The organism is Planococcus chinensis, assembly GCF_020071995.1.
Classification (GTDB): Bacteria; Bacillota; Bacilli; order Bacillales_A; family Planococcaceae; genus Planococcus; species Planococcus chinensis_A.
This window is the reverse complement of record NZ_JABWTK010000010.1, coordinates 37,050-54,941: the sequence shown is the minus strand read 5'-3', so window position 1 is coordinate 54,941 and position 17,892 is coordinate 37,050. Positions and strand designations below refer to the sequence as shown.

Genomic DNA, 17,892 nt, shown 5'->3' with positions numbered 1-17,892 from the left:
CGATGGGTCTAGTGTAGCGGAAGGGGTGGAGGAAGTAAAGAGGATTAAGATTTTGATCTTGCCAGATAGCCTATTTTGAATTTTTAAAGGAAAAAGTGAAATCCTAAAATATTGTAACTATATAGTCACAAAGCTAAAGAAAAAGTAATATTTTTTTAATTTTTATGAAACTTTTAAATCATTTTATCGTATTATTAGAAAAGATAAATAATAAAATATGAGGGGGAATTAACATGCAGGAAGCAGCTTTTGAAGGCATGAATTTCACAACTTTTATCATAAGGGCCAGAAATAAGAAATAAAAAATTTCAGGGCTGAAGTTGCAGCGGCAGACAATGGGGCATTCTGTTGTCCCGTTTGCTGGGGGAGTACAAAGATAGAAGCCGGGAATGTAAAATCTGTGGAAACGAACACGTAGCGGTTTAGGGGAAATCTAGTTGAAAATTCACTAGAAATGGGAGTTTGCGATGAACACTATAAACTGGATTGAAAGACTGACTCATACACTGGAAACCTATCAAAAAAATAACTACGTTGACCCGCACCGGCTGCAATACCACTTGATGCCTGCAGTCGGCTTGCTGAATGACCCGAATGGACTCATCCAGTATAAAGGCACCTATCATGTGTTTTACCAATGGAACCCGTTTGGGACCGTACACGGTGCTAAATGCTGGGGCCACTGCACATCCCAAGATCTCATCTATTGGCAAGAACACCCGCCATCGCTCGTTCCGAGTGAGTGGTACGAAAGAGACGGATGTTTTTCCGGTAGTGCTGTTGAAGTTGATGGAGACATGGTGCTGTTCTACAGCGGAAACGTTGGGCATGACAACAACATACTTGAAACGTATCAATGTATGGCTGTTTCACACAACGGATTTACTTTCGAGAAAAAAGGCCCTGTTGTTCTGCTGCCGGAAGGATACACGTCCCATTTCCGGGACCCGAAAGTATGGAAACGGGATGGCGTCTGGTACATGGTTATAGGAGCACAAACCTTTTCTCAGGAAGGTGCCGTTGTCCTGTTTGCTTCATCCGATCTAAAGGAATGGGAGTTGAAAGGAACGCTTGCCGGGAACCGGCTTAACGGGTTGATGGATTTCGGCTATATGTGGGAGTGCCCCGATTTTTTTGAACTGGATGGAAACGACATTTTGATCGTGTCGCCTCAAGGGTTGGAAGCAAAAGAAAGCTTTTACCACAATATGTTTCAGTCAGGTTATTTTGTAGGGAAATGGAAAGTCGGAACCACTGAGTTTCCACACGGCGAATTTATTGAACTGGACCGTGGGTTTGATTTCTACGCCCCCCAAACGTTTCAAGATCAGCTAGGGAGAAGAATCATGCTGGGCTGGATGGGAATTACAGACGAACAGGAATCCCACCAGCCAACCATTGAAAAAGGCTGGGTGCATGCCTTGACGATTCCGCGGGAAATCGAATTGAAAATCAACCGGATTGTTCAAAAGCCGGTGCAGGAACTCAAAAAGCTGCGGGAAGGAAAGGGGTTTCGGTGCAAAACAAGCATCGAAAATGAAACAAAGACTTGGCCGGAACTGGCCGGGACAGTCAGTGAAATCAAAGCTTGTTTCCACCAAAATCTCGCCGACACAGTAAAAATCGAAATCCGTAAAAACTTGTCAATCGTCTATACCAAGCATATGAAGCGCTTGACCTTGGAAAGAAAACGGTTCATAGACGGCAAGATTGAAAGCCGAAGCTGCTTTTTGGATAAGCTTGAAGACCTTCATATCTTCCTCGACACCAGCTCGATTGAATTGTTTGTCAATGGAGGAGAGGAAGTATTTACGGCCCGGTTCTTTGCTGAAGCAGATGATGTAGATGTCATCTTCACGGCAAATGGGCGGGTTGATGCAACGCTTGAAAAGTGGAATTTGCGAAATCCGAAAGAGCTGTAACACAAGCCACTGGCCGAAGCGATTTCGGCCGGTGGCTTTGTGAAGAAGCTGGCGCCGGGATAGAGCGGGTTTCCTAATTCGGTTTACTCGCCAGTTATGCAGTATATACAAAAAGGGGGAAGGGAATATGGTTGACGTCGTCGCACTGGGTGAACTCCTGATCGATTTTACACCAGCCGGAAAATCGGCAAATGGAAATGCCTTGTTTGAATCCAACCCTGGCGGAGCACCCGCTAATGTTCTTGCCACGCTGGCTAAATTCAATGCATCGACCGCATTTATAGGAAAAGTGGGGAATGACCAATTCGGCTCTTTTTTAGGGGAGACACTCCAAAAAAGCGGAATTGATACACAAGGCTTAATCTACTCAAAGGATGTAAATACCACATTGGCATTTGTGCATCTGAAGGAAGACGGCGACCGTTCTTTCCAATTCTACCGTTCTCCTGGAGCTGACATTATGCTGCAGGAACAGGAAGTTGATGTTGCATTGGTGCAACAGGCAAAGGTCTTTCATTTCGGTTCGCTTTCGATGACGCATGAACCGGCCAAGACGGCCACATTAAAAGCACTGCAAGCGGCAAAAGAGAACGATGTTCTAATTTCCTATGATCCAAATCTGCGTCCGGCGCTTTGGAAAAGTTTAAGCCAGGCTAAGGAAACGATCCTTGCGGGGATGCAGTATGCGGATATTTTAAAACTATCTGATGAAGAACTGGAATTCACTACGGGCATCCGTGATCTGGAAGAAGGGTCTCGATTTTTGTTTGAGAAATTCGGATTAAAAATTGTCTTAGTGACGTTGGGGACTCAAGGCTGTTTCTACCGATTTGGAGAAGATACGGGACATATTGCGGGTTTCAAAGTGGAGGCAATCGATACCACGGGAGCAGGTGATCTGTTCTTGGGTGCTTTTTTGCATCAATTTCTTCAGAAAGATGCTTTATGGGAGGCAATACAAGCTGAAGAGCTGCAAGCCATGATATTATTCGCCAACGCGGTTGCGGCTTTGGGGACCACTAAAAAAGGTGCGATACCGTCAATCCCTTCTCTCGACGAGGCTAGGCAATTGCTTGAAGGAAGAAACTGAATAGGCAAAATGGCAGTTCAATTAGGCTTATCAGGCATTGGATGCCGCTATTGGAGCGAGCGAACCAGAGTTTTGGATTTAATTTTAAGGCGCTGCTTTTTTAGAGAAAATAAAAACAGCCGATTTCCTCTCTGAAACGAGGGAAATCGGCTGTTTTGTTATCCGCTGTTTTATCTGTCGCGCAATTTAGCAAGCAAACGAAGAATTTCAAGATACAGCCAAACGAGCGTTACCAGCAGGCCGAAAGCTCCGTACCATTCAAAATATTTCGGAACACGCTTTTCGGAAGCATTTTCGATGTAATCAAAATCCAGCACCAGATTCAATGCGGCAATGATGACAATGACGATGCTAATGATAATGCCAAGCGGCGTCGATTCGTGCAAATGCGGGATGTTAAAGCCGAAAAAGCTGCCGACAAACGAGATCAAATACACAACGAAGATGGCGCCGGTCGCAGCGACTACACCCAAGCGGAAGTTCTGCGTCACTTTGATGAATCCGGACTTATAGGCAAGCAACAAACTTAAAAGCACTCCGATGGTCAACAGGACGGCCTGGAACACGATGCCGCCGTATTGCACTTCGTACTGGGCCGAAATCGCCCCGATGAACAAACCTTCCAGCAATGCATAAAGCGGAGCTGTAAACGGAGCCGCTTTCGGCACGAAAATCGTAATCATCGCGACGACAAAGCCGCCGATGCCGCCGACCAGGATCAAGGGCAGGATGGTTTCAGGATTGCTGAGGTACTGATTCCAGGAATAGACCGCTGTCGCCAATACCAAAAGCAATAATATGAACGTCTTATTGACCGTTCCTTGAATGGTCATCGTGCGGCCCGAATTGGCATAACCGCCTTTTTCAAATACTTCATCTTTCAAACTCGGATTTCCACTTCTCACATCGATCGTCTCCTTTGGATTTTAAAACAGGTTCATAGTATTCCTTAAATTCCGGGGATTCAAACCCTTGAGAATTTAAGTTCAAATCGTTGAAAATGTTTCTTTGTTGTTGTTACGTATGGAACGCGGCAAAAGTTTCATTCAATCAGATTTTAGCAGAACTTTTTTAAATGTTGTGTTGCAGTTGTGTCCATAAAAAAAGGGGAACGGCACAAAAAGCTGGTTCTGCAAGACGAAGGTTTGACATAATTGGATAATCATAATACAGTAAGTTACATAAAGTAACTTATAATTTGCCGTTGCGGACAGCAGCGTAAGAAGGAGCGAATTAAGTGGCTAAATTAAAACAACAAGGCTTTGAAGTCGGAATGTACACGTTAGCGGATATCGGACCGAATCCCCTGACAGGAGAAATGATCAGCCCCAAACAGCGGATGGACGAAATTATAGAAGCGGGAACACTGGCGGACCGGGCTGGCCTCGATATCTTCGGGGTAGGTGAGCATCACCGCCTGGATTATGCGGTTTCTTCGCCTGCGGTCGTGCTGGCTGCAATTGCCCAAGCGACCGAACGAATCCGCTTGACGAGTGCGACCAGCGTCTTGAGTACACTGGATCCGGTCCGGTTGTACGAAGACTTTGCAACTTTGGATTTGGTTTCCGGGGGCCGTGCTGAGAATTTGGCTGGCCGAGGAGCTTTCATTGAATCGTTTCCTCTGTTTGGATACAGCATGAAAGACTATAATGAGCTCTTTAGTGAACATATGGAGTTAATAATGAAACTGAACGACAGCGGCATTGTTTCGTGGAAAGGTAAATTCCGATCACCGATAGAGCGCGCGGAAATTGCGCCGCGGCCATTGCAAAGCAAACTGCCCATCTGGATTGGGGTTGGCGGAACCCCTGAAAGTGCAGCCCGCGCCGGACGCATGGGCGTCGGAATGGCGCTTGCTATTCTTGGAGGTGATCCCATACGGTTTAAGCCGCTTGTCGATATCTATCGGCAGGCGGGAATCGAAGCGGGGCATTCGCCGGCATCGTTACAAGTCGGGGTGACCGGCCACGCTTACCTGGCAAAAACTACAGAGCAAGCGAAAGAGGAGTTTTATCCGTACTATGCCAACTACTGGAACTACGTCAATCGCCAGCGCGGAATGAGTTCGCGAATGACACGGAATGATTTTGAACAGTTAGCGGGTCCGGAAACCGCTTTGTTTGTCGGGAGCCCGGAACACGTTGCGGAGAAAATACTCCAGCAGCACGAATTGTTCGGCCACAGGCGCTTTATGGCCCAAATGGATATTGGCGGCATACCGTTCGGCAAAGTGCAGGAAAACATCGAAATGCTGGCTGCTCAAGTAGTGCCGATTCTTGAGAAAGAAATCGGCAGTATGGTGGCACCGGTCTAGAATGAAGTCAAAGTCCTTGACGATCCAAAGACTATCGCTAAAAGCAGCCCCAGCTTCCAAAATGGAAAGCAAGGGCTGCTTTTGATTTCGTAGGGAAAAAGACATGGTTTTGAAGAACTTATAAAATTCTTTTACAATAAAATTATCTTTTGCCCTATTGTTAATCTTTCTTGGCATTGGTATCATAAAAAACGATGCAAGTTTATTAAAAATGTAAAATTTATCTTATTTTATTTTTTATTAAATCATAAAATTATTTTACATAGAGTTTTTTTATTAATTTTAAGTCGATCAGTTTTGTTCAGGAGGAACGTCATGAGCTTTCAGGGAATCAGTTTAGAAGAACTAGAAGAATTAGAGCAGGAACTGCTGGGCCTCGGTGAAACGAGGCTCGGCAGTTTAAGCTATTCTAAAATAGAAGTGTATGAGGCCATGCACCGTCAATTAGAAGCGCTAGTGCAAGAGGATGAAGATTACCGTGCCTATTACACCTTCATCAAGAAAAAGTTGGTGTCTTACCTGTTGCGCTACGGCGCTCCTGTTTCTGGCAGTGACCGCACCATTTACGAAGATTCCGAGAAAGTCCTGAAAAAAGTACTTTCCTATGACTCGCAAAACCCGATCGCAGCTTACCGTTTGGGGTTTTTGGCTTACCGTTCAGGAGCTTTCTCTGATGCGGCGGCCTATCTCCAGCAAGCGCTGAACAGCCAGACTTTTTATACCGATGAGCGTTACTTGCTGAATGCGGAGCAAATCAACCGCGCCGTCTTGTATATTACCAACTGCGCGCTCCATCCGGCGATCCAAGGTGAAGTGCCAGCCATGGATTTTATGGCCACCGCTGAGCATGCCACTTCGCTGTCCACCCAGCTTTGCTACAACGATGGCATGCTGAAGAGCCAGGCTTACCGCATTACCACACCGTTCGGTTCTGTGCTTTGTTCGAAAGAAGAAAGCGTCGAAGCGCCGATGCAGGATGTCATTTCACTGAAGTTCAATAAATTCGGCGCCGTCTTGACTTACAACGGCATTTCCGAAAAAATGGCGCCGGTACAGGCGAATCTGCTTCGCTACCTGCTCGTCAAGACCCGGAAAGGGCAAGCCGCCACACCCTTGGCTTTGAAAGACTATTTTTTGTTCACGCATGTGGTTACCGGCGTTCCGGAAGAAACGTTTTTGCTGGTAATGGCAGAAGTGAAGCAAATACTGATGGAAATGGAAATTCCTTCAGCAATCCAAACCGCAGAAGACGAAGATTACGGCTTTTATTTTGACGGCTCGATGCCGTTTGTCGTGATTGACCGCGTGGACGAAGAATTGTCCCTGTAAGAGAAAAAATGAAATTCAATAATTGATATTTTTCAAAAAAAGGTTTGACAGCAGCCAAAATGTTGACTACTATTAGAACCAAGTTAAAACCAATTACATAAGGAACATTATCAAGAGAGACTGAGGGACAGGCCCAATGACGTCCAGCAACCTACAGAGCAATCTGTAAGGTGCTAATTCCTGCAGAATGATTTCATTCTGAGAGATAAACCTATTCCGTTATGGTGCTTCTTTCTAAATGAAAGAGGCATTTTTTAATGGCCAAAAAAGGAGGGACCCCACCATGATCAGCATCACGAATCTTACGAAGGACTACAAAACAAAAAAAGGAACCATCACCGGCGTGGACAATGTCTCTCTGACCGTGAACGAAGGCGAAGTGTTTGGCATCGTCGGCTACTCGGGGGCAGGAAAAAGCTCGCTGCTACGCTGCATGAACTTGCTGGAGCGCCCGACAAGCGGCGAAATCCGAGTGGACGGCCTTGACCTCACCAAGCTGAAAGGTGAAGGGCTGCGCCAGGCGCGGCTGAAAATCGGCATGATTTTTCAGCATTTCTACTTGATCAGCCAAAAAACGGTCGGGGAAAATGTCGGCTTCGCTTTGAAAGCGGCGAAGCTTCCAAAAGACCAGATCGCCAAACGGGTTGACGAACTGCTCGAGATGGTCGGCTTGACCGATAAACGGGACGTCTACCCTGCGCAGCTGAGCGGCGGGCAAAAGCAGCGTGTGGGCATTGCCCGGGCGCTGGCGAATAATCCATCGGTGCTGTTGTGCGACGAAGCGACATCCGCACTCGACCCGAATACCACTCTTTCCATTTTGCGGCTGCTGAAAAAGATCAACCGCGAACTGAATATCACCATCGTTCTCATCACCCACGAGATGAATGTCGTCAAGGAAATCTGCGACCGCATGGCGGTCATGCAGGACGGACGGGTCATTGAAGAAGGCGACGTCTACGATTTATTTTCGGATCCAAAAGCGGAACTCACAAAGGAATTCATCTCTTCGGTCGTGTCGTTTGATGTGCCGCAGCCGATTCTGGCAGCGTGCACCGGCAGCGTCATCAAAGTGCAGTTCAAGGGCGCAGTTGCCGGAGAAGGCATCATCACCGATACGGTGCAGCATTTCGATGTCAAAGGCAATTTCCTTCATGGCTCGATCGAGTACATCCAGGAAAAGCCGCTCGGTTTGTTCCTGATGGAAATCCAGGGAAGACCAGACAATATCCACCGGGCCATTACCTATATGGAAGGCCGGGGAGCAACTGTGGAGGTGATTTCAAATGGGATTTGATTTTCAGCATATGATGGAATTGTGGCCGGACATCACGAAAGCGTTCGGCGAAACCTTGTATATGATCGGCGTCTCGCTCGCAATTGCCATTGTCATCGGCTTGCCGCTTGGCATCGTGTTGTTTGTCACCGACAAAGGCCTGTTTCTGCAAAACCGTTTTGTGAAATCGGTATTGGGTTTTGTGGTCAACATGATCCGCTCGATTCCGTTTATCATCCTGCTGGTGGCGTTAATCCCGTTGACAAAGATGTTGGTGGATTCAACCATCGGGCCGGCGGCAGCCAGCGTGTCGTTGTCGGTTGCAGCGATTCCGTTTTTCGCCCGCATTGTGGAAACTTCACTGCGTGAAATCGATAAAGGCGTCATTGAAGCAGCCGTTGCTTGTGGAGCCACCCCGTGGATGATCATCAAAGACGTGCTGCTGCCGGAAGCGAAAGCCGGTATTGTCCAAGGGATTACAATCACCATCATTTCACTCGTTGCGTATTCCGCGATGGCCGGCGTTGTCGGAGGCGGCGGCATCGGCGACTTGGCGATCCGCTTCGGCTATTACCGCTACGACAATACAATCATGATCGTCACCGTCGTCATTTTAATTGTTCTCGTCCAAATCCTTCAGCAATTGGGTGACTGGACGTCAAAAGCAATAGACAAACGATAAAAAAGGGAGAGAAACTCACATGAAGAAATTTTTATTGCCAGCCATCCTACTCGTTTTACTCACAATTCTTGCAGCTTGCGGCGAAGAAGAATCAAGCGCCGACTCGAAATCCATCAAACTGGGCGGCACCGCCGGCCCATACAGCGACATGCTGAACGAAGCTTTCAAACCGGCGCTTGAAGAAAAAGGATACGAAGTGGAAATCGTGGAATTCAGCGACTACATCCAGCCCAACAATGCACTTGATAACGGCGACCTTGACGCCAACTTGTTCCAGCACTCGGTGTACCTGGAAAACTTCTCTAAAGAAAACGGCATGGACTTGACCGGCCTGATTACGGTTCCGACAGCGCCAATGGGCATTTACTCGAATGGCTTTGACTCACTGGAAGACATCAAAGACGGAGCGACGATTGCGATTCCGAACGACCCGGTAAACGCAGCCCGCACATTCCTGGTCTTGCAGGACAACAACTTGATTACACTTGATCCGGCAGCGGAAGAATTGACGGTTTCAGAAAAAGACATCCAGGAAAACCCGAAAAACCTGGTGTTCCAGCCGATCGAAGCAGGCGGCTTGCCGCGTGCAGTGGAAAGCTCTGATTTATCAGCCGTGCCAGGAAACTTTGCCTTGGCAGCTGACATGAACTTGCTGGATGCACTGGTACTTGAAAATATGCCAGACCAATACCGCAACTTGGTCGCAGTGAAAACGGAAAACAAAGATACACAGCTGTCAAAAGACTTAGTCGAAATTGTGGAATCGCCGGAATTTGAAGCATTGATCGATTCTGATTTTGAAGGCTTCGGCAAACCGGAATGGATGGCCAACCGCTAAGGGAGGAGAATGTTTGTGGAAGACATTATCGTAAAAGGCGCACCTGCTGAATATATCTGCAATACCCATGTTCTCGAAGGACTCGAGGACAAACTGTTGGCGCGTAATATCAACAAAGCGTTGCTCCTGACTGGCAACAAGTCGTGGCAAGCGCTGCGTCCGTTCTTTCCAAAACTGGAACGAGTTGAAGTAGCCTTTGAAAATTACCTCGGGGAATGCTCGCTGCCTGAAATTGCCCGAGTGGCAGAAATTGCAAAAGCCATCGGTGCGGATGCCATTATCGGAGCGGGTGGCGGCAAAGTGCTTGATATCGCTAAAGCTGTCGCCCATGACACCGGCATCAAGTCGGTGCTGATTCCGACACTCGCCTCTAACTGTGCGCCGTGGACACCGCTTAGTGTGGTTTATACCGAAGCAGGGACGATGACCCATTACACCATTTTCCCCGGAAGCGTCGATCTGCTTTTGGTCGAACCGCGCGTTCTGCTCGGAGCTCCGGTACCGCTGCTGGTTGCGGGAATCGGGGACACCATCGCGAAATGGTACGAAGCGGACGTCCAAATCAGCCGCTTCGATAACCCGCCGCTTGCCTTGAAAATCGCCCATTACACCGCGAAGCTCTGTGCCGATGAAATGTTTGAACATGCGGAAGTTGCCATTCAGGATGCGAAACAAGGCCTTTTGTCAGAAGCCTTCATCAAAGTGGCCGAAACGATCATTATGGCGGGCGGCATGGTCGGCGGATTCGGCGACAAATTTGGCCGAACGGCAGGTGCCCATTCCATCCACAACGGCATGACCATTTCACCGGAATCGCACCACGCCTTGCATGGCGACAAAGTGGCTTACGGCGTCCTGGTCCAATTGCTGCTCGAAGGCAAAACCGATGAAGTGGAAAAATTAAAAGTTTTTTATAAGAAAATTGGATTGCCGTCTACGTTGAAAGAAGTGGGGGTTCCGAGCAAGTGGATCGAAGACATTGCCATCCAGTCCACACGCGTTGGTGAAACAATTCATGTGTTAAGGCAAGAACCAATTACAGCACCGGAAGTCGCTGCTGTGATGAAGGGGATTGAAGAAACGGTAACTGCTTGATTAGACCAAGCAATTCAACGGATGGAATCTAATTGGTCTTTAACGGCCCATTAAAATCTAAATACTGTTCGTAAACCTCTTAGCAAAAAAGCGAACGTTCGTAAAGTGCTCTAGCACTTTTACGGACGTTTTTTTTTGGGGTTTTGGAGCAGAATTAGAGCGTTCGGAAAGGTGTGCTTTTACGAACGGTTGATAAGTATGAAACCCATCCTTAAAAATTTAACTTAGGGACTTTTCCAGACCGATGCAAGCCATTGAATGCCCTTCCGAATTTCTCCAATAGTCGGAGCCCCATAACCAATGATCACTCGGTCGGTGGATTTTGTTTCTTGATACATATGGGATACGGAATCAACTTCAATGCCGAGCGAATCAGCCCTTGCAATTGCTTCTTGTTCCGTTAAGTAGGCAGGTAATTGGACAATGATATGCAGTCCAGCCTCATCTCCTTTAACAGAAAAATCTTCTCCCAAAAATTCATCTATCGCTTCAATCAAGCACTTTCTCTTTGAGCGGTAAAGGGTTCGCATTTTGGCGATGTGCTTTTCATACCCTCCTGTTTTAATGAATTCTGCAACGACTAACTGATCGATTTTGGAAACAGTGGGTTTTTGCAGTGCATTGAATGCTTCATATTCTTTCATTAAAGATAAGGGGAGGACAAGATAACTGATTCGAATAGAAGGCAGCAAGGTTTTAGAGAATGACCCAAAATAAATTACCTGATTCAAAGCGTCTAAATGAGCCAACGTTGGAATTGAGGCGCCTCGATAACGGAATTCTGAATCATAATCATCTTCTACGATGTAACTGGAAGAAGCTTTTGCCCACGATAACAATTCAAGGCGTCTGTTGATCGACATTACGGTGCCAAGTGGATATTGATGAGCTGGAGTTGTATATAGAAGTGTCACTGCCTGTTTCGGTACGGTACAGCCTTCAGAATCCAACCTTAGAGGTAAAACCGGTATGTTTAATTGGTGAAATACCACATTTGCTCGAACAAAACCCGGTTCCTCCATTCCTATTTTAGAAGGAAGGAGGAATTGACACAGGGAACTTAATTGTTGTTGGGTACCGCTGAAAATGAAAATTTGTTTTGCCTGGCAATGCAATCCTCTGGATTGGCGCAAATAGTTTGCAATTTCGTTCCGTAATTCGGGTTCCCCTTGCCAACAACCATTTGCAACATGGGCAGGAGCCAGAAACTTTTGATACAGACAGTTCCAAACTTTGTATGGAAATTCTATTGGATCAACTTGCCCGTTTCTAAAATTCAAGGACTCTTCTTTTATCGTTGGCAGAAATTCTTCTTTTTGAAGGACATCTTCTTCTTGGAAGGGGACTTCAATCTCGCCTACAAAATAACCTTTTCGCTCTGTTGAGTACAGATAACCTTCACTCAGCAATTGGGCATATGCTTCCTGTACGGTAAATATACTGACATTCAGTTGATTGGCTAATTCGCGTTTGGAGGGCATTCTTGAATGCGCTTTTAACTGTTGTTGCAGAATGAGCTGTTTAATGTGTTCATAAATGGCCATATATTTCGTGGTTCCTTTTGGAAATGTTACTTGCAGTTCCACTTCAAGCACTCCCTGGTATGTAATAATTAATCTAAATTGGTTATGTTAAGCATACCAGAAATGAAGTGTAATGATAGAAAGGAGTGAGGGAAATGAAAACCTTAGAGAATGAAGTTGTCAAGCTTGTGCCGATGGAAAGCAGCCATATAGAAGAAATCTGGGAGGCAGCGAATAACCACAAAATTTGGGAACACATGTCGGTGGATTTGACGGACAAATGGAATGTTGAACAATATGTAAAAGATGCTCAAAAAAAGAGAGCAGCTGGAACAGAGTTTGCTTTTGTGATTGTAGATATCGAGTCAAAGAAGATTATTGGGGCTACTTGGTTTCTCGATATTTCCATGCCACATAAAAGATTAGAAATCGGTTCAACATGGCTAAATCCCAAAAGTTGGCGAACGAATATCAACACCAATTGCAAGTTTCTATTGTTGACGTATTGTTTTGAAGAACTGGGATTGAATCGCGTCCAAATCAAGACAGGTCATGAAAATATCCGTTCACAACGCGCCATTGAAAGAATCGGAGCCATTAAAGAAGGGATTTTGAGGAACCACATGATTCGCAAAGAAGGAACAATTCGACATACCGTCATGTACAGTGTGACAAAAGAAGATTGGCCACAAGTCAAAGAACGCTTCCACAAGATATTAATAGAGTAATAATTTATAAAATATTTTTATTTTAAGACCTGTTTCAGTTTTGAGTTTTTACTCTAAGGATAGTGCGCCATATAAATAGTAGTTTACATATCAAAAGTTATAGGAAGTAGAAGCAGAGAAAAGTGAGACAACAAATAAATTATCATCCAAATTTTTAGAGCTGTGCCGCTGATTAACGGCACAGCTCTATTCTGTCTTCTTAAAAGAATCCCCAAGCTTTTTTCAGGAGTTTTATGCCTTCCTCGATTTCTTCGAAGGTCAATTTGCTAAAGCCTAATTGCAGCAACGGTTCCTCTGCAGAAGAGAAAAAGTAGGGGCTTGTCGGGTAAACTTTCAAACCATTCCGATTCGCTTCATCTATCAGCCATTGTTCAGATTGGTCCGTGTGGACACGAACCAGCACGTATAATCCGGATTGCTCCCCGATGATCGTGATTCTAGAACCGAAATGAAGCCGTAACTGGGTCACCGTAAGAATCATTTTTCGTTTATAGACTAAGCGCATCTTTCGAATGTGTTTATCCCATTCCCCCATCTTCATGAACTGTGCCATTGTCTGCTGATGCAGGGAGGAGGCCGTCTGCTCCATGACAGAAAACTTCTCTTGGTATTCTCGTGCCAGCGATTTTGGCAATACCATATAACTCAATCGAATGGAGGGCAAAAACGACTTGGAGAACGTGCCGAGGTAAATAACCCGTTCCCGATCAATCGATGCTAAAGCTGGAAAGGGTTTTTGTGTATAGCGAAACTCGCTGTCATAATCGTCTTCGATAATGTAGCCGTCATTGGCTGCCCACTTTACCAGTGCCAATCGCTGCTGGACGGGCATGGAAACACCATAGGGAAAATGGTGTGAAGGAGTGACATAAACGAGCCGGGCTTGCTCGGTCAATTCGTCTAATTGAAACCCTTGATCGGTTACTGTCAAAGGATGGATGTGAAATTGCTGCATGGAGAAAACAGTATGAGCGCCATTGTAGCCTGGGTTTTCTAGAAAAATGGAATCAAATTTTCCTTTTAGCAACAGGGATAAATACAACAGTAATTGTTGTGTTCCGCTGCCAATGATGATTTCACCAGCATCTACTTTTACTCCTCTGGATTGCAGTAAATAGGTTGCAATCTGTTGTCTCAACGCTAGTTCCCCCTGCAATTCCCCATAGGTATAAGCTGTCTCTTTTTTTAACTCCTGGTTTGCGTATTTTCGCCAAAGCTTCAAAGGAAAATGATCTGAATCGACTGCCCCTGCTCGGAAATCAATGCGGATAGTCGAAACTGGTTCTGTTCGTTCTTTGTTTTGATGGGCAGGTGATTGTAAGTGAATAGGTTCATAGGGATTAACGAAGTAGCCTTTCTTCGTTTCACCACGGATATATCCCTCTGCCACAAGCTGTTCATACGCGGTTAAGGTTGTATTTCTGCTTACACCTAGTGTATCGGCAAGCTTACGGATAGAAGGGATTGATTCGTTCTGCATTAGCTGTCCTGTCTCTATCAGCAATTTGATCTGCTCATAAATTTGTTTGTATTTGGCTTCGTTTTCTTGGAAAGAAAATAAAAATTCTTTAATATGAATCCCCTCTTCTGACATCTTGAAAGTTTCAAAACTGTTTCTTTTTGAATGGCAGATGTTTTCGTACAATATGTTACAGCAAGACCATTAAAAAGCAAAGAGGGCGAAGATATGCAGATCGAACAGGTTACAGGCAACACTTTACATTCAGTCGTACCATTATTCGATGCGTACAGACGATTTTACAAACAGCAAGGCGATGAACAGGCAGCACAACAGTTTTTAGAAGAACGAGTTTCAAAGAATGAATCCGTTATTTTTATAGCAAGAATTAACGGGGAACCAGCCGGGTTTGTACAGCTCTATCCAACATTCTCATCAGTCGCACTACAAAGAGCTTTTATCCTAAATGATTTGTATGTCGATGAAAGATTTCGGCAACAAGGTGTCGGGAGAAGTTTAATGGAGAAATGCTACACCTATTGTGTTGAAAGAAAGGCACGCTATATCACACTTGAGACGGCTAAGGACAATCATCAAGCGCAAAAATTGTATGAGCAGATGGGCATGCAACAAGAAGAAATGCTTCATTTCTCTAAGTATTGGCTATAATAGCGAAAAGTTGGGTGTGTAAGGCAAACAGAAGTTTTATAGCTGTGCCAGGATCCATCCATTTAACGGATTGATAAGAACGCAGATTATAGTTTACATATGAGGGCTTATCGGTAGTGAGGAACTTTGTATAAAGTTTTTTCTCTTCTTTTTTGAAATAATAAGCCGTGTAAGATAAATCAATATCGAACTGAAAAAGCAGAGCGATGAAGAAAAAGTTAAGAAACGCTGAAAGAAAACAAATACTAATTAAAATCTATGAAAAAGAAAATTATTAATTTTACCTATGTATCGAATGTAGGAAAGCAGTATATATTCAACGAAGAAGAGGAAATAGAAGAAACGGCTTTCAATGCACTCATTGGAGAATTGTGGAATCAGCAGCTTGAATATATTGAAGATGTTCATCAACTATTCAATCCGACGCGTTATTTGGACTCACCGTTCAATCAGCCCGAGGCATTTATAGAAGGCAATTACTTTCTCACCGATCATCAGAATATAAAAAAGGAGCATTCCTGTTAGAAGGATTTAGGGGGGATTGAAATAGAAAGAGCCCTCTTGGTATGATGTGGGGTGTCAAATCCGAACGAATTGACCCCTAATTTGAACCAAGGAGGACTCCAAATTGAATTCTAAACTGAATCAAAAGATTAATCAAGACACTGAAAAAACACTCGTTGTTGGCATGGATATTGCCAAACGGAAACATTACGCCACATTTGTCGATGACCGCGGACGGCAGCTGGTAAAGGCATTTCCTGTCTACCAATCGAAAGCGGGCTTCGAAGAGTTCTACGAACTTCTAATGAACGTTAGGAAAGAAACCGGAAAGACGGAAGTGCTGGTCGGCATCGAACCGACCGGACATTACTGGCTCAACCTGTCCCACTTCCTGAACGATCACGGAATTCCGCTCGTCATGACGAATCCGATGCATGTAAAACGCTCGAAAGAGCTGGATGACAATTTACAGACGAAAAACGACCAGAAAGACGCGCTGGTCATCGCGCGCCTGGTAAAAGACGGGCGGTTCAGCTATCCACGCCTACTGGAAAACTTGGAAGCAGAGCTTCGCGTCGGGGCTACGCTACGCGCTCAACTGACCGAGGAATTCGGTTCCATCAAAAACAAGATGATCCGTTGGCTAGACCGGTATTTTCCAGAATTTGTCCAGGTTTTCCCGACGTTCGGCAAAATGGCATTGGCGGCGCTCGAACGCACGCCGTTCCCCAGCGACATTGCCGGACAAGAGCCGGATCAGTTGCTTGCCCTCTACCGGGAGGTAGACGGAATGAAGTCGCCACAACGGCCGAAAGCGAAGCAGTTGATTGAAGTCGCTTCTTTGTCCATTGGCATCACGGAAGGGAAAAGGATGGCCCAACTTGAAATCGCCACGCTTCTTAGCCGGTATCGCCAACTGGAACAAGAAATCGATGCATTGACGTTTGAACTTGAAGCCATGGTCCAGAAAACACCGGAATACGAATACCTGGCCACCGTGCCGGGACTCGGCACACCGACCATCATTGACCTGTTGTCCGAAATCGGCAGCTTCTCCCATTACCGGGATCCACGCCAACTCATCAAGCTAGCGGGACTCACCTTGCGGGAGAACTCCTCAGGCATGCATAAAGGCCGGAAACGCATTTCGAAACGGGGCAGACGCAAGCTCAGAGCCCTATTGTTCCGGGTCATGATGCCGATCATCCGCCACAATGAAGCGTTCCGGAAGCTGCACGCCTATTATACGACCCGTCCGCAGAATCCCCTGCGGAAAAAGCAATCCATCGTGGTGTTATGCGGGAAATTACTGAAAGTGCTCCATACGCTTTGTACCAAACAGATTCATTTTGACGCCAACCGCCTGATGAACGACAGCCATTGCCTCGCCGAGGCAGCTTAAGAATCCTGCATTTTACGGAAGATCAACGACATGAGAGTGACACGGAGAAGCCGGCACCATTGTTTCCATCCGACCCTTGAGTCCCTAAAGGAGCTTCGCTGGCCTCTGCCTTATGACTAGACCGAACGAAGGAATGTAGGCATTCGATGCCCCGAGACATGGGAGGGTACGTCATCATAAGCGACGCAGAGATCCATTGTGCATGACATAGCGGATTAGAACCAATAATTGGAATTGGTTTTAGCGGAGCGTATTCTTGCGTTACCAGAGATTCACAGGTTTTATAATTACTGGATTCAACAGGACCAAAAAAATATTTTTTGGCACCCTGAAAACGGTGCAAACCGTTAATACATCAATATTTATAGAGGGAGGAACTAAATAATTGCAATCTCTTGTTTGCCGAATTTGCGTAAACGGTTGTCTAGATTCAGAGTTTAAATTTTTCTTAATAATGGATAGAGGGATGTTTTAAATGAAAAAAGTTCATAAATAAAAATATTTCTATATGTAGCTAGCATTTATTTTTTATTTTTTTATTTTTTTATTTTTTTATTTTTTTATTTGTGCAAACGTTTGCACAGATATCAACTATTCATAAATCGATAGGAGGATGTTTTATATGTACGTTGCTAAAGAAAAGGGCGTGATTGCGAATAGCTATGAACAGTTAATAATACAAAAAATATTACGCTATAAGGCTTCAGCTACAAGTGATGTATTGATTGACTGTTGATCATAAAGAATATATAACGACCCGTATCAGTGCTCCAGACCAAGTCTCTAGGAGGGGTCTCTAACGCTTATAATATTACCACAGGAAAGCACCTTGAATTGGTATGGGAATCAAGCGTATTTGGAAAATGCTATACAGAAGGCAGGAGGCCCTACAAATTTTGAAGCAATAATTACTTATCCTGATACGAAAACGCAGATTCCTTCCAAATATCAAATTGGCTGGGACGGCTATACTTTAGGTTTTCGTGCTTTTTATCGTAACTGTAGTACCGATAACTGTGTTCGCGTACGCAGGTTGGCGCAAAATGGGTATCAAATCCAAT

The 17,892-nt window shown here is 45.2% G+C and carries 15 protein-coding genes, 1 pseudogene and 1 riboswitch; of the genes and pseudogenes, 13 read left to right on the top strand and 3 right to left on the bottom strand.

The window, feature by feature from the left end:
• Positions 1 to 467: 467 nt before the first annotated feature.
• Complete coding sequence (locus HU147_RS15435; RefSeq protein WP_224077055.1) at positions 468 to 1,922, top strand: glycoside hydrolase family 32 protein; 1,455 nt, start codon at positions 468 to 470, stop codon at positions 1,920 to 1,922.
• A gap of 127 nt (positions 1,923 to 2,049) precedes the next feature.
• Entirely contained in the window at positions 2,050 to 3,012 is a 963-nt protein-coding gene (locus HU147_RS15430) for a PfkB family carbohydrate kinase (protein WP_224077054.1), read from the top strand.
• 170 nt (positions 3,013 to 3,182) lie between these two features.
• Here HU147_RS15430 and HU147_RS15425 read toward each other — a convergent pair whose 3' ends face one another.
• Complete coding sequence (locus tag HU147_RS15425) at positions 3,183 to 3,917, bottom strand: Bax inhibitor-1/YccA family protein (RefSeq protein WP_440137307.1); 735 nt, start codon at positions 3,915 to 3,917, stop codon at positions 3,183 to 3,185.
• Positions 3,918 to 4,285: 368 nt separating this feature from the next.
• Between HU147_RS15425 and HU147_RS15420 the strand changes: the two genes are divergently transcribed.
• From HU147_RS15420 to HU147_RS15395, 6 genes are all read left to right on the top strand, one after another.
• The gene (locus HU147_RS15420) at positions 4,286 to 5,326 is read left to right on the top strand and encodes an LLM class flavin-dependent oxidoreductase (protein WP_224077107.1); all 1,041 of its coding nucleotides are present in this window, start codon (positions 4,286 to 4,288) and stop codon (positions 5,324 to 5,326) included.
• A 315-nt stretch (positions 5,327 to 5,641) separates the two neighbouring features.
• Complete coding sequence (locus HU147_RS15415) at positions 5,642 to 6,655, top strand: tetratricopeptide repeat protein (RefSeq protein WP_224077053.1); 1,014 nt, start codon at positions 5,642 to 5,644, stop codon at positions 6,653 to 6,655.
• 104 nt (positions 6,656 to 6,759) lie between these two features.
• Positions 6,760 to 6,867, top strand: a riboswitch (SAM riboswitch).
• A 71-nt stretch (positions 6,868 to 6,938) separates the two neighbouring features.
• Positions 6,939 to 7,952: a methionine ABC transporter ATP-binding protein gene (locus HU147_RS15410; protein WP_224077052.1), complete on the top strand. Its 1,014-nt coding sequence runs from the start codon at positions 6,939 to 6,941 to the stop codon at positions 7,950 to 7,952.
• On the top strand, positions 7,942 to 8,613 hold the full coding sequence (locus tag HU147_RS15405; protein WP_036803285.1) for a methionine ABC transporter permease: 672 nt from the start codon (positions 7,942 to 7,944) through the stop codon (positions 8,611 to 8,613). Before HU147_RS15410 ends, HU147_RS15405 begins: the two co-directional genes overlap by 11 nt.
• A gap of 19 nt (positions 8,614 to 8,632) precedes the next feature.
• Positions 8,633 to 9,451 carry a MetQ/NlpA family ABC transporter substrate-binding protein gene (locus HU147_RS15400; protein ID WP_224077051.1) on the top strand — a complete coding sequence of 273 codons (819 nt, stop codon included), beginning with the start codon at positions 8,633 to 8,635 and terminating at the stop codon, positions 9,449 to 9,451.
• 15 nt (positions 9,452 to 9,466) lie between these two features.
• Positions 9,467 to 10,546 (top strand): iron-containing alcohol dehydrogenase family protein, encoded by a 1,080-nt coding sequence (locus tag HU147_RS15395; protein ID WP_224077050.1) that lies wholly within the window; start codon positions 9,467 to 9,469, stop codon positions 10,544 to 10,546.
• A gap of 224 nt (positions 10,547 to 10,770) precedes the next feature.
• Here the strand turns inward: HU147_RS15395 and pdxR (HU147_RS15390) are convergent, their stop codons facing one another.
• Positions 10,771 to 12,132 carry a MocR-like pyridoxine biosynthesis transcription factor PdxR gene (gene pdxR / locus HU147_RS15390; RefSeq protein WP_224077049.1) on the bottom strand — a complete coding sequence of 454 codons (1,362 nt, stop codon included), beginning with the start codon at positions 12,130 to 12,132 and terminating at the stop codon, positions 10,771 to 10,773.
• Positions 12,133 to 12,224: 92 nt separating this feature from the next.
• On the opposite strand from pdxR (HU147_RS15390), the gene HU147_RS15385 reads away from it, so the two are divergent.
• Complete coding sequence (locus tag HU147_RS15385) at positions 12,225 to 12,797, top strand: GNAT family N-acetyltransferase (protein ID WP_224077048.1); 573 nt, start codon at positions 12,225 to 12,227, stop codon at positions 12,795 to 12,797.
• Between the two features lie 199 nt (positions 12,798 to 12,996).
• Here HU147_RS15385 and pdxR (HU147_RS15380) read toward each other — a convergent pair whose 3' ends face one another.
• Entirely contained in the window at positions 12,997 to 14,370 is a 1,374-nt protein-coding gene (pdxR, locus tag HU147_RS15380) for a MocR-like pyridoxine biosynthesis transcription factor PdxR (RefSeq protein WP_224077106.1), read from the bottom strand.
• A gap of 114 nt (positions 14,371 to 14,484) precedes the next feature.
• On the opposite strand from pdxR (HU147_RS15380), the gene HU147_RS15375 reads away from it, so the two are divergent.
• The 4 genes and pseudogenes from HU147_RS15375 to HU147_RS19640 form a co-directional block, all read left to right on the top strand.
• The gene (locus HU147_RS15375; RefSeq protein WP_224077047.1) at positions 14,485 to 14,925 is read left to right on the top strand and encodes a GNAT family N-acetyltransferase; all 441 of its coding nucleotides are present in this window, start codon (positions 14,485 to 14,487) and stop codon (positions 14,923 to 14,925) included.
• A 258-nt stretch (positions 14,926 to 15,183) separates the two neighbouring features.
• A complete protein-coding gene (locus HU147_RS15370) occupies positions 15,184 to 15,450 on the top strand; it encodes a hypothetical protein (protein WP_224077046.1) in 267 nt (88 codons plus the stop codon).
• Positions 15,451 to 15,553: 103 nt separating this feature from the next.
• Positions 15,554 to 16,831 (top strand): IS110 family transposase, encoded by a 1,278-nt coding sequence (locus tag HU147_RS15365; RefSeq protein ID WP_224077045.1) that lies wholly within the window; start codon positions 15,554 to 15,556, stop codon positions 16,829 to 16,831.
• Between the two features lie 780 nt (positions 16,832 to 17,611).
• Positions 17,612 to 17,783 (top strand): annotated as a pseudogene (locus tag HU147_RS19640) (DNA/RNA non-specific endonuclease); the annotation flags it as partial.
• Between the last annotated feature and the right edge of the window lie 109 nt (positions 17,784 to 17,892).